Genomic DNA, 13,455 nt, shown 5'->3' with positions numbered 1-13,455 from the left:
CACTGAAACCAAGGCGTGCAAGAATTGTAAATTCGAATGGCTTTCTCGAATTTACAACACGGACTGTCATGAAGCCTCGGTTTCCCACGAGGCTTCATGGCGAGGTGAAAGGCTTTGGGTTTCAGGAGTCTTGAACCGGTCCCACGACGGAGTTTCATTATTGACAACCACAAGCGACATCAATCAGCACCTTCAAGCTTCCAACTTGATAAATATTCAATATGACTGAATTTTTTGTGCAATACAGCAAATCAAAGTTTATTTGCCATTCGGTTGTCTGTCAACGGCCAGTACCAGCAGCCCCGCGCCAACAATATCCGCGGCACACAACCACATAAACATGGCGGGATACGACGTGGCTTCAATGATTAAGCTACCTAGTAAAGGTCCGACAGCCCGACCAAAACCGCCTGCCAGACTACTGATGGACTGAATGGTTCCCCGGTTGCCTGGCGTCGCAAATTCATTTAGCCAAGCTGGAATCGTTGGCATTACGATCATTTCACCAAACGTCAGCAGTAGCATTCCCATCACAAAATTTATATAGTGCGGCTGGTGAATAATCATTAAAAATGAACATGCAAATACTACCGTACCGAAAATGACTTGATATTTCTTGCGTGGAAAGATGCGTGGCAGGATTCGGTTTCCAAATGGCTGAATCAGTACAAGTACAACAGCGTTCAGTGTAAACAATGCACTATACTCGGCCACACTAGCCCCGTGACTAGTCATGTATGTGGATAAATTAGTGTTCCACTGCGAGTATCCAATCCAAATCACAAAGAAAGCGAACGCAATCAAAATAATTGAACGAAACGCGCCATGGATTGGGTTGGAAACAACATTATTCGTCGGTCCTTTAACTGTCTGAGCATTTCCATCCTCCAGTTTGAAAATATCGATGAGGACAGCTAGACCAAACAAGATGCCAGGAACAAGAAACGTGAGGTGAATACTGATGGCGAACAGCACACCGGCACTCAAAGAGCCAACAGCCATCCCCACGTTGGCTGCGAGGAACGAATAGTTGAACATCAAAGGCTCATCAGCTTGCAAGATTGCAACCAGCCCGTTGAAGGATGCAAACGCCGTTCCGATACCTAGCCCATAAAAGATCAAAACAATCGGATACAGCGGCCAGGTTGGCGACAATGCAATAATTAATAATGACAATGAAGCAATCGTTTGACCAACAATAACTGGACCTTTATGACTCCATCGATCAAACAGCCGACCACCAATGACGTTGCCGACCATCGATGCACCTGAGAAAAACAATAACGTCGTGCCTGCCACTGACAACGGCTTTCCGAGAACCGTGTGAATATAGATCGTCGTAATTGGCATTACTAATCCGATTCCCATGTTGATCAACATGCTGATTAATAACACCCACTTGTGCTTTAACACATGACAAAACATCCTTCCGCAAGAACAGCGCATGTCAAACGCCTTCCATGAATCCGGTTAAACCGGTTGCTATCTATTATGGCAAAACAATAAATTTTTACAATGATCAATTCTCATATTGCCGGTATACCAATACTTTGAAATGGCTCTCAAAACATTTTAAAAGAATTTCTTAAGTTGGCGAGTTTTTCTTTTGTAAGCGGTTACGTTTCGTGTTACTATACTGGTGAGGAAAGGAATTACCTCCTCAGTCGACGCCTTCTCATAGAAACTGTGCCGGGTTGGTTCTTGGAACCACGGTTGACAGTTTGATTGCTACCCCGGCATTTTCAGCCGGTAGTCCGCAGGCCACGTAAAGTTATGATGTTGAAAGACATCTGTCGCGCATTGATGACGTAATTAGCCGTCCGCGCCAAAAGTCGGTGACTAGTAGGTTATGGTAGCTACTCGAATTAAAGCTCCAACAAGTTCTGTTTCATCTGTTTCAAAAGTTCTATACCAAAGTTTCAAGTTGAGCATGTGATGTTGGTTGTTTTTCAACTCTCTAAGCAGGCGATACCAATGACCAAGTTTGTATAACAGAAACTCGATGCTTTGAGTTTCCACGTTTCCCGTACCAAAACCGTAAAGGATTCACTTGGGAGGTGTATGGCCGATACAGAGTCATATGTGTTCCACGCGTAATACCGATACCGCCGTTTGCCTGTCGATCAAATGGTGATGAGCGGCCAGTGGTAATGTTGATTACTACTCCGCCCACATTAGCAGACAGTTTACAAGTGGGCAGGTAGGTCAGGACACGGCGTTACGTAAATTAAATATTGAGGTGTTAGCTCATTCCGAATTGTAAAACGAATGTCACGCCGATTGAGGATCTTTCCTTGATGTAACAGGTTCCGGGTAGAGAAGGCTCGGAGCCTTTTTTGTGCAACGATTCAAGTAATTTAAATAGCAAACTGCCACCCAATCGACCTTCTAGGTCAACTGAATGGCAGTTTGAAATAATCTTTTTTTCTATCGCCTTTCACTCAGGCATCAGCACTTTTGACAAATCTCAGATTGTCGCCTTTTAAGCCTTAGGTACATGAATAGTTGTCATAAACTGGTTGCCATCAATCGTTTGTTCAACAGTTATACCTTGTTTTGCCAAACGACGAATATTGCTCATGCCGATTCCCATGTGACCCCGCTTCGTTGATACGCCAACTTGAGAAGCCTTAGTCAGATCAAAAGTGACATCATGCGGAATCGTATTTGTGACTTGAAAGACGTTACATTTTTCGGACGGTGCGGCGCTTAACTTAACGTGTTTATCGCTTTCGAATGCAGCATCAAGCGCATTGTCAAGGACATTTCCAAAAATTCGAACAAGGTCAACAGAACGTTCTTCACGAAGTTTAATCTCTTCGTTGATGCGGACCTCAAACTTAATGTGGCGTTTTTCGGCTTCAAGTAGCTTTGAGTACAGTAATCCTTTTACGTAACCGCTGTTTAAATAACGTAGCCGTTCAATTTCGCCATCGCTGATGCTTTCAATCCGCTGATTATTGTCATGAGTAACCTGCGCAAAATAGTGTTGCAGCTCCTTGTCGTTTGAACGCCGAACAAAATAACTCAGGCCCAGTAAAATATTCTGATAATCGTGTGACACTTTATGCATTTCTTCATTCATCCGACTAACTGATGCATCATAACCGCGTAAGTTTTCTAACAACTGTTCACTGCGTGATTGTTCAAAACGTGATAATACAAGGTAATAATAAAAACCGCCTAGCAACATCCCTAAAATCATGGTGAGGTCGGTCAAAAATTGGAGCTTTTGGTCCAACGCCGCTGATAAAGAGACAAAGTAAACCATAAAGTAAATGGCAACTAACGTGTAGTCGGACCCATCCGGTCGCAAAACAACCAGCCGATCAATGACATGGTAACGTTTGTTTAATCGCCCTGCGATAAGACCGAATATTGGAAATAAAATCATTGCGAGCAGAACAGCCATTAATTGATTTAATTCCATTGCGAGATTAAACTTCTTGTCAAAGATGGTGCGTGTATAAATGGTCAATGTTGGTGTCAAAAAGAATTGAATGATGAGGCCAAGCACCCCGCCAACAAAACGGCGAAACGAGTCAAAAATCACTAATAATGGCACAACCGTAATCCAGTTAATTCTGGTAACCCAAGTCAACATTAAGCTATTAACGACAAAAAATGGCAAGATTGCAGGCACCCCTTTGGGCCATGTTGGTCCCGCTGCCATTAAACCTAGTCCCACAAGCTCAGCCACTATTGTTAGACCGAACCAAATCCATATTTGCCTTCTCGTTATTGTCTTGCGCATCGCAAAACAAAAAAATAGCCACGTCAGTAATGCACTTTGGCTCGTAATTATAAATACAATGGTGTTAAGCACATTGTCATCCTCTCAGTCATTGTTTCTATCATAATCATATACTTTTTTTAGCAGATTCAGCCGTTTAAAAGTGTCTTAAACACACATTTTATGTACTATCAGAAAGCGTGATCTAATGACATTTCAAATTTCTCCGCACACCCAGATCAGCCACGTCACTTTACGCGTTCACGATCTTGTCAAAATGACCAACTTTTACACACAACAAGTTGGTCTCATGGTCTTGCAACAAACGTCAAAAAATTCTGTTTTAACGATTCCAGGCGATGAACGCCCGCGGTTAACCCTTAGGCAAGGTTATGACACCATCCGTAACTTACAGACAACCGGACTTTATCACACGGCCTGGGTGCAACCAACACACCGTGCCCTGGCCAACACGCTACAGCATTATCAACAAAATCACATCCCTGTATTTTTAGCGGCCGATCATCGTTTTAGCCAGTCCGTATACGTTTGGGATCCAGAAATGAATGCTGTGGAAGTGTATTATGACTTTCCTCGGAAAAACTGGCTAGTGCTGCCAGATGGTCGCATGCCACAACGAACGATTACATTGGATACAGATGCGTTACTTCGCGAAGCAGACAGTCACTGGCAGGGCTTGGCTGTGGGCTCTAGGCTGGGGCACATTCATTTACGTGTCAGCCAGTTGTCAGTAAGTACGCGTTTTTACAAACAGACACTGGGATTTGACCTCAAGGATTGGTTGGTACCCCATGCTTCTTTTCTAGCCGCTGACGGTTATCACCACCACATCGCGTTGAACGATTGGCACGGTCCTTATCCAAAAATGGCCCCTAATCAAACCGGATTGATGGATTTTGACATTGATGTTGGTACACGTTCTGCATGGCAGGCACTACGTCAACAACTAACCGACCAACACTATCCATTTGAACAGCCGGACGAACAAATCCAACTTTCCGACCCAGATCTAAATACGCTCAATCTTGTCTTTGGTGAAGATCAATAATGCGGTCCACCTGAAAAAAGAGTAGCGTTTTCATCCAAAATAACGACTGTTTGGCCCACATTATGACGTAATCACAAACAGTCGTTATTTACGCTACTATTCTTTAAGTTAGAGGACAATACCTGCATCGCCACGCGCTATGCGGACGAAAGTTACATATTAATAGCTCCGCTCCATACTAGTACCAGCTAGGTTTTGCCCCATCCGTGTTAGGCTTGTTGACCCCTAATGAAGCGCGAATGTGTTTTGTCGGATCCGTGATTAAGCTTGTGACAACCGCAGCAATACTCTTACGGGACACTTCTGTACCTTTGAAGGCATCACCCTTGTTTGACAATTCATAATCAATCTCGTCTTGGTTTTGTAACCAAGCAGGTCGGATAATCGTGTAATCTAGGTCTGAGTCCTCAACCACTTTTGCGGCAGCCGCATATGATGGCAAATACCCATCATCCAACATTTGATGGTTCCATTTCCCGAACGCACCAGGCACTTCATCATAGATACCGAGTGTTGAAATCCATACCAGACGATTAACACCCGCTTCATTCATTGCCTTAACAACTTGTTGCGCTTGCGTTTCAATATTTGAACCTGCTAAATTGGCATAAACAACGTCCTGCCCCTTCATGGCTTGAGCAAGGTCGTCCGCGTTGGCCGCGTCTCCGGTAACCACTGTTTCTCGTTGTTCATCGCTAACTGCAATCTTTTCAGGATGGCGTAGAAACAGTGTCATCATTGCATCCGTTTCTGCCAATAACATGGTTTCAGTTAATTTCGCAATCTTTCCACCGGCACCTAAAATTAAAACATGTTGCATAATGAACCTCCTTAAATGGTCGTGTGATTTTCAATTTCAATTGTAATTATAAACATTACAATTGAAAGTTCAACTAAAACCACTTTTTTGCCTTTTAATAAAAAAAGTCCCATGCTCCAGATTTCCTTGCGGTAATCGGGCATGAAACGTTTCTTAAAAAGTTTTTATTATAGGAAAGTCTTTAGCATTTTTAAATCATCCTCAACCAGCGAACGTTTGCTGGGAAAACGACGGACATAAGACGGATGAAACAGCGGGAATAATGAATATGTTCGCACACTTGGCCTGAACTTTTCTACTGCTGCACGGAAAGTTAAAATCGGCATCTTCATTAATTCACCGTGAACTTGAGTGATTTTCATCTTGTTACCCAGCAAACGCTGCAAGCCAGTGTTCCCCAGCGGAACAAGTAACGTTCCGGCTGGCAAAGCCGCCAATTCATGATCCAATAATGGCGCAAATGCCTTCAACTCCGCCTGAGTTGGGCGTCGATCACGTTTGCGACCATTCTTCTCTGTAAATGGCCGTGCTCGAACGGCGCCAGTCATGTAGATTTCATCGCGAGTAAGGCCAAGCAATGCCAGCCAATCGTTCAATTCCGTCCCGGCTGGTCCCTGAAAACCGTGACTTAATTCTGCCTCTTTTGCCCCTGGCGCCTCACTAACAAGCACTAGTTTAGGCGTCAATGAACCTTCTCCAGGAACAAAACCCTCTAAATTTTCGTTAGCGTCAATTAATTCATGAGCATGTTGAATAAGTGCTGGTGTTAAAAATGTGGCCACACTAAGACTCCTTTGTTTGTGATGCTTGTGTCTGTTTCCAAAATGCGTCTATGCAAGCTGACAATGCTTGGACATTGTTAACGCCTCGCCAAAAACGCCAATGTGGTGGAAATAGGTTTGAATAACGTGGTTGGCTGAAGCGTTGGTCCATCAAAAGGACAATGCCCTGATCATGACTGCTGCGAATCAATCGTCCCGCCGCCTGCAGCACATTATTCAAGCCAGGCAATTGATACGCATACTCGAACCCATGACCGTTTGCTTCATCAAAATAGTCCCGAATGAGATCAGTCTCAACGTTTAAACCAGGCAGTCCAACGCTGACGATTCCCACGCCAATTAACCGATCCGCTGGCAAATCAATACCTTCAGAAAAAATCCCACCGAGGACAGCAAAACCGACTAGTGACTGAGTGGCATCTGGTTGAAACTTCGACAAAAAAGCATCACGATCTGCGCTCTGCATTGCCGACTCCTGTTGAATCACCCATTCGTCTGGGTAAGCCTGCCGATAGGCCTCAACAACGGTCGTCAGATAACCATGGGATGGAAAGAAAATGAGATAGTTGCCTGTTTTACCCGCCACTAGTGTATGAATACTCGTCAAAATCTTCAACAAATTGGCATCCCGCTGACGGTATGTCGTTTGGATATAATTTGCCACCAAAATTGCCTGGTGCCGGGGCTCAAACGGCGATGGCAGCTGATAAGTGATACCATCCTCATCAACGCCCAGCACCTGTTGGTAATAACTAAGCGGTGTCACAGTTGCGGAAAATAGAACGGCACCACGACCCAAATGCATCGACTGATTAAGAAACGAGCTGGGATCCAAACAAACTAGTCGCACACAGAGTCCACGATTTGTTTGAAACAATCGCGTTCGATACTCTTCGCCATAATTATCGCTTAACCGAACATAGTCTAGACAGGCAAAGTAAGCGTCCAGCACCTTTTGTAGTTCTTCGCCATCTTCCTGCTTTGGTAGCCAATCAGAAATGAAATCGTTAAAGTGTTGTAGCTCCTCAACAAATGACGTCAGTGGAGGCTGAATGGTGAGATTCTCCGATTGTTCATCGTCCAATAAGGATGCCAATGCCTTGAAGGTTTTAATCAACGTGTTGACATGGCGATGGAAGCCGCGATCTCCTTTGAACAGTGGTTTTAGCTCCTTGATCGACTGTTCATCCACACTAGTTGAGTACATTTCTCGTGCCCGGCTTAACAGATTATGAACTTCATCAATAAGGAAGAAATTGTCTTCGTCCTTCTCGCTAAAGAATCGTTGCAGATACACTAATGGATCAAATAAATAATTATAATCACAAACAATGATGTCACAGAATAGGCTGATGTCCAAAGAAAACTCAAATGGATCCAACGTATGCTTGCGCGCATACGTTTCAACAACTTCCCGGGTAATCTGGTATTCATGTGTCAAAACATCCATCAACGCTGGCTTCAATCGATCATAGTACCCCAGCATAAACGGATTATCCGTCGGTGCAACGTCGACTTCCTCCGGAAACGTAATTGTTTCTTTAGCTGTTAATGTGATGCTCTTCAGTAAAAGACCTTGAGTAGCCATTAAAGATAAAGCATCTTCGGCAACACGCCGCGTGCTTTGCTTGGCAGTCAGGTAAAACGTCCGCTGAATAAGCCCTTCACCCATTGCTTTAATCGTCGGGAACAACGTTGAAATCGTTTTTCCCGTGCCAGTCGGTGCCTCCACCAACATTTGCTTTTTTAGCATAATGGACTTATAGGTTGCCACTGCCAACTCATGTTGACCAGTACGGTAAGTAGCGTATGGAAACTTTAGTGACGAAATCGTTTGATCTCGCTGAGTACGCATATCGGCCCGTAAAATTAGCCAAGACTCATACTCATCAATGAGAGTTTGAAAGAATTTTTGCGACTCTTCAAACGACCATTCTTGCTCCCGAATTGTCACTTTGTCTTCGTTTGTTTGATAATACGTAAGTTGTAGTGTCACGTGATCTCGTTGTTGATCTTTCATCAACAAATAGCCATATACTTTCACCTGGCCCCAGAAGAGTGTCAGAGTGCTCTCTGGCACATCTTCAAAGACTAAATCAGAGGTTTTGATTTCCTCAATATGTAACTGATCATCTGTCTCAAAAATGCCATCAGCGCGCCCGTGAATGCTGTAACTTTGATCATTCATCGTCACAGTCGTCTTTAACCCAACCTCTTTTTGATAATCTGGATGATCTTTAAGCCGTTGCTTTTGTAGGCGGCGATGGATATTCGCGCCAGCGAGTGCCGTATTGCTGCTAGCATCTGTTTGTGGATTTAAATCGCCACTTCGTAAGACAAATTCTACCAATTCACGGATACCTAGTTTGATTGTCGCCACGTCACTCACCTCGCCCTTTCTGAAAAATGTCTCCGTCTACTTTAGCACAAGAAGAAGTTAAATTCAGAACTTGTCATGGGTAAGGAAGAACGTAGTCTCGCGTCTATGTTCAAGCACAAAGAAAAAATGAGCCCACTCCTAATTGAAGAGTTAGACTCAATCCTCTCAATGACCGTTCACCACACGTTTCGTAAAACAAACTGGTCGCTTCATTTATGTCAAACCACCGGCCAAATTTGCATTGCACAATCTTACTGGTCCAGAATATCAGCACGCCACAAATGAATCTATTTTGCTGTTGTAGCCAATGTATCAATCAAATCGAAAAACTGCACACTATTCACGGTTTCAACCAACTTAATTGGCCGACCCGCAGCTGCTAATATCGTTCTCCCAAGCGACGGTCCTTCCGTAATAACGTCACCATACACCAATTTGGTAGTGGTTATTTCTGGATGAGTTAAATAGCAAGTTGCCAAAACATCCCATAAAAAATACGTCGAATTTGTAACAAAATGCCTCAGCTCAGGCACTAACGCATAACTATTGCCTAAAAAATCAAAACCAACTTGTTGCCGACGATGTGCCCAGTGACGTCGCACGGAAGACGTTAAAGGCACGTTATTAGTACTTTCCAGCCCGACCATATCAACCTTGATTCCACTATTCCAAACCGTTTTAACAGCTTCTGCATCCCAAAAAGCGTTCCATTCCGCGTGACCATCGGCTTCTGGTTCTTCAACATTTCCGCGATCAAGAAAAGTTCCACCCATCCATACTAAGCGTGCGATTTTATCTGTTAGTTCAGGTTGGCTATGGATAACTGTTGCTAAATCCGTTAACGGCCCCGTAAATAACAGCGTTATAGGCTCATTCGCCCCACTCAAGATTTGCTGTAAATGGTTCGCTGCAGTATCGCCTCGTAATGGTGTTTTGATTGGCTCGTACTCGTTAAGCAAGGGCAACGCTGTCATAGAAAAAGTTTCCATGCGCCAAGCCGTTGGGAATGGATGTCGTGTACCAGTATCCGAACTTGCAACTTCAATTGTTTTACCGCCGCCAAAACGATCAATAATCTTTCGAGTCGCTGAAGTGGCGGGCTCCACATAACTGTCGGCACCCATTACCCCCACGCCAAGTAATTCCACTTCTGGCATTTGTAACAAAAGAAATAAGGAAGTTAAATCATCAACGCCACCATCATGGTTGAAATACACTTTCATCTCATTCATTCCTTTCTCCTTAGCCCAGTTGTTTTCGCAACCAGCCCGATAAATAATCAATAATTGTCACCGTGATAATAATCCCAATAAGGATGATGCCAACGCGACTCCAGGAACGCGTTTGAATTGCAAACAAAAGCGGCGTCCCAACACCACCAGCGCCAACCATACCTAAAATGGTCGCGGAACGGACTGATATTTCAAAACGATAAAGGCTGTAGGACGCAAATGCAGGCAACACTTGTGGCAGTGTAGCAAACATAAGACCATTCACAGCATTCCCACCGACACTGGCAATTGATTCACTAGGACCAATATCGATTGCTTCTATTGATTCGGCAAAGAGTTTGCCTAACATCCCCACTGAATGCACGCCAAGTGCTAATACACCCGCAAAAGCACCTGGTCCTACTGCTTTAATAAACATAATTGCTAACACAATCTCTGGAAAAGTTCTTACAACAGCCAAGATGACCCGGCCACTAGTGGACACAACTGAAAAGTGTCGTTGACGCCGCTTGGCTGCCCAAAAGGCGAACGGAATACTGATAAAAGCTGAGATAATGGTGCCAACAAACGCAATCGCCAATGTTTGGAGCATCACGCTAACTAGATCCTCGCCATTACCTTGGTACACGTAATGCCAATCAGGTTGTACAATGCCCATTAACACAGCTCTGGTAACTGCACCGGCTGACGACTGTACCTTACTAAAATTTATGCCGAAAATTCCCCATCCATAAACAAGTACAATAAGTAGGGCCCAAAACCAGCGACGTTTCAGATGATTGTTTTTTGATAACTTATACTGTGTTGAATCCATTACTGCAGACGCTCCCTTGCGAAGTTACTAACGCCGTCAATTGCTAAAACCACAACTAAAATCGCCAAAATAATAACTGCAGTTTGATCGTAGCGAAACTCGGATAACGATGTTTGTAACTGCTGACCAATACCGCCCGCCCCTAAATAGCCCAACACCGTTGAGGCCCTAACGTTAATTTCGAAAGTATACAAAATATAACTGACGAAACGGCTGTAAACTTGTGGTAAAACCGCAAAGACAACCATGGCACTACGTTTGCCACCCGTCGTTAAAATAGCCTCAAGCGGGCCGTTGTCAATCGTTTCGATACATTCGTAAAATAGTTTTGTGATCATTCCAAATGAGAAAATCGTCAATGTCAGCACACCAGCATACGGACCAATACCTACAATAGCTACAAAAAGCGCAGCAAGTAGTAAATCCGGCAATGTGCGCACAATGTTAAAAACAATTCGCACTGCGCCAGTGATCCATTTGTTCGTGATGACATTGCGGGCTGCAATCACCGCAGCTGGAATCGCCAGGAGTGTGCCAACCGTAGTCCCAATAAGTGCCATTTGAATGGTTTCCATCATTGGCTGAACAACAAATGGTGCAGATTTCCAGTCCGGATGCATCATATCCTTTAAAAGGGCCAAGAATTGGTCAAAGTTCTGAATTAAAGCATTAAAATCAAGCCTTAAAAACTTATTACTGACTATTAACAGGCCTATTAGTATGAGCAGACTGCCAACTAGCCGAACGTGAAATCGTTGTGCAATTGTTCGCTTAGGGATTCTCATTGGCCATCTCCCGTTAACGAACCGCCATTATATATATCAGTTAGGTCAGTATCAGTGACGTCCCGAATCGCCTCATCATAAACGATTCGGCCAGCACGGAGGCCGACAATTCGGGTCGCATATTCTTTAGCTAGAGATACTGAGTGTAGGTTTGCCACCACTGTCTTACCTAGATCCTGATTCATACTTTTAAGATCATTCATGATCAAATGGGCCGTTTTAGGATCAAGAGAGGCAGTCGGCTCATCTGCCAAGACAATTTTGGGATCCTGAACAAACGCCCGAGCTACTGCAACCCGTTGTTGCTGGCCACCCGACAATTGATCAACACGCTGGTACACTTTATCTAACAGATTAACCCTTTCTAATGCTTTGAATGCACGTTGTTTGTCTGTGTCCTTAAAAAGCCCCAAACTACTTCTCCATGTCGGATAATATCCCAGTCGACCAGCCAAAACATTGCGCAACACCGTCGACTGCTTAACCAAGTTAAAATTTTGAAAAATCATCGCCACTTCACGACGTAACTGACGCAAATTTCGACCCTTAGCCTCAGTAATTGATTGTCCATCAATTAGGACACGTCCTTCCGTCACTTGATGCAGACGATTTAAACTTCGCATCAGCGTGCTCTTACCGGCACCGGAAAGCCCCACAATAACAACGAACTCGCCAGGCCTAACTTGTAGATTGATATCAGTCAGCCCACTTGTGCCATTGTTATAAACTTTAGAAACGTGTTGCACGTCAATTACCGGTTTTAATTCCGGGTTAGTCATAAACATTTCCCTCTTCACAAAAATAAAGTGAGCGAAGTTAGCCCCGTTCACTTTATGATTAGAATCACCTTTTATTCTGCATCTTTAACTTGTTTGTCATACTTGCGAATAATGTTGAAAGTGCTGTCTTTGGCTGGAGCGTAGCCTTCGTGGCTGTACACAGACTTAATGATTTTCCGTCCATCTTTAGACTTACCAATTTTAATAAACGCTTGAGAAATTTTCTTTTGCCACTTTGGACTCATATCTCCGCGTACAGAAATTGTATCGTTAGGAATTTTGTTTGTGAGGTAAAGTGGTTTAGTAGTCTCGAAGACATCCTTAACGTCTTTCTGAACAATCTGACGGGCATCGGCAAATACAAAAGCGGCGTCCGTATTGCCGTTAACCACAGACATCACGCCTTGATCATGTCCTGTAACAGTGACGGTTTTGATATTGTCTTTCTTGATGTTGACGCCATGCTTGGCTAATTCGGCCACGGGGAAGATGTAGCCGGCTGTTGATGTTGTATCCTGTACGGCAATCTTCTTTCCTTTTAAATCCTTCAATGACTTAATGCCGCTATCCTTCTTGACCAAGATCATTGAACGATAATAGTTAACCAACTTCTTGTTATTCTTACCACTTGGCTCATCCACACCATAACGTAAAGCTTGTAGCAGTACTTTCGCATGATTCATCTTGTGCGCTTGAACGTAGCCATCTGGTGGTAAAAAGCCAACGTCAACTTTCTTCGATCCCATAGCTTCAACAATCGTATTGTAGTTAGTCGAAACACTAACCTTCACCGGAACATGTAACTGTTTCTGAAGCAAGCCTTCCAGCGGTTTTGCCTTGGCTTCAATGGAACTGGCATTTGAAGACGGGACAAATTGGACGGTCAAAGATTTAGGCGTATATGTAGACTTAGCCGATACGTCACCTGGATGTCCGAACGTCATTAACGTTGCGGCAGCTAGCGTACTAGTCAAACCAATTAACAGTCGTTTTAAATTACGATGCATTCGTGTGAATCCCCCTCACAAAGTTTGCTGTTTAAGTACACGAGTAATTGTAAA

General features: G+C 43.9%; 11 protein-coding genes. 1 reads left to right on the top strand and 10 read right to left on the bottom strand.

Annotated elements, in window-relative coordinates:
* Positions 1 to 258 precede the first annotated feature (258 nt).
* Positions 259 to 1,413 carry an MFS transporter gene (locus LROSL1_RS02100; RefSeq protein ID WP_178913580.1) on the bottom strand — a complete coding sequence of 385 codons (1,155 nt, stop codon included), beginning with the start codon at positions 1,411 to 1,413 and terminating at the stop codon, positions 259 to 261.
* A gap of 1,069 nt (positions 1,414 to 2,482) precedes the next feature.
* Positions 2,483 to 3,673: a sensor histidine kinase gene (locus LROSL1_RS02095; RefSeq protein ID WP_162129512.1), complete on the bottom strand. Its 1,191-nt coding sequence runs from the start codon at positions 3,671 to 3,673 to the stop codon at positions 2,483 to 2,485.
* A 268-nt stretch (positions 3,674 to 3,941) separates the two neighbouring features.
* Between LROSL1_RS02095 and LROSL1_RS02090 the strand changes: the two genes are divergently transcribed.
* Positions 3,942 to 4,802, top strand: coding sequence for a VOC family protein (locus LROSL1_RS02090; protein WP_178913579.1), 861 nt, complete (start codon positions 3,942 to 3,944; stop codon positions 4,800 to 4,802).
* Positions 4,803 to 4,980: 178 nt separating this feature from the next.
* Here LROSL1_RS02090 and LROSL1_RS02085 read toward each other — a convergent pair whose 3' ends face one another.
* From LROSL1_RS02085 to LROSL1_RS02050, 8 genes are all read right to left on the bottom strand, one after another.
* Positions 4,981 to 5,622 carry an SDR family oxidoreductase gene (locus LROSL1_RS02085; protein WP_178913578.1) on the bottom strand — a complete coding sequence of 214 codons (642 nt, stop codon included), beginning with the start codon at positions 5,620 to 5,622 and terminating at the stop codon, positions 4,981 to 4,983.
* A gap of 167 nt (positions 5,623 to 5,789) precedes the next feature.
* Complete coding sequence (locus tag LROSL1_RS02080) at positions 5,790 to 6,404, bottom strand: uracil-DNA glycosylase (RefSeq protein WP_178913577.1); 615 nt, start codon at positions 6,402 to 6,404, stop codon at positions 5,790 to 5,792.
* 1 nt (position 6,405) lies between these two features.
* Entirely contained in the window at positions 6,406 to 8,784 is a 2,379-nt protein-coding gene (locus LROSL1_RS02075) for an ATP-dependent DNA helicase (RefSeq protein WP_178913576.1), read from the bottom strand.
* A gap of 287 nt (positions 8,785 to 9,071) precedes the next feature.
* Entirely contained in the window at positions 9,072 to 10,016 is a 945-nt protein-coding gene (locus LROSL1_RS02070) for a nucleoside hydrolase (RefSeq protein ID WP_178913575.1), read from the bottom strand.
* Positions 10,017 to 10,026: 10 nt separating this feature from the next.
* Positions 10,027 to 10,830, bottom strand: a complete 804-nt coding sequence (phnE, locus tag LROSL1_RS02065) for a phosphonate ABC transporter, permease protein PhnE (RefSeq protein ID WP_017262988.1) — start codon at positions 10,828 to 10,830, stop codon at positions 10,027 to 10,029.
* Positions 10,830 to 11,615, bottom strand: a complete 786-nt coding sequence (phnE, locus tag LROSL1_RS02060) for a phosphonate ABC transporter, permease protein PhnE (RefSeq protein WP_178913574.1) — start codon at positions 11,613 to 11,615, stop codon at positions 10,830 to 10,832. Before phnE (LROSL1_RS02060) ends, phnE (LROSL1_RS02065) begins: the two co-directional genes overlap by 1 nt.
* Positions 11,612 to 12,394 carry a phosphonate ABC transporter ATP-binding protein gene (phnC, locus tag LROSL1_RS02055; protein ID WP_404825817.1) on the bottom strand — a complete coding sequence of 261 codons (783 nt, stop codon included), beginning with the start codon at positions 12,392 to 12,394 and terminating at the stop codon, positions 11,612 to 11,614. Before phnC ends, phnE (LROSL1_RS02060) begins: the two co-directional genes overlap by 4 nt.
* Positions 12,395 to 12,465: 71 nt before the next feature.
* Positions 12,466 to 13,401 carry a phosphate/phosphite/phosphonate ABC transporter substrate-binding protein gene (locus LROSL1_RS02050; protein WP_017262991.1) on the bottom strand — a complete coding sequence of 312 codons (936 nt, stop codon included), beginning with the start codon at positions 13,399 to 13,401 and terminating at the stop codon, positions 12,466 to 12,468.
* Between the last annotated feature and the right edge of the window lie 54 nt (positions 13,402 to 13,455).

Origin of the sequence: Furfurilactobacillus rossiae, assembly GCF_013394005.1 — a bacterium.
Lineage (GTDB): Bacteria > Bacillota > Bacilli > Lactobacillales > Lactobacillaceae > Furfurilactobacillus > Furfurilactobacillus rossiae.
The sequence above is the reverse complement of the archived record's forward strand: the minus strand, read 5'-3'. Positions and strand labels throughout refer to the sequence as shown.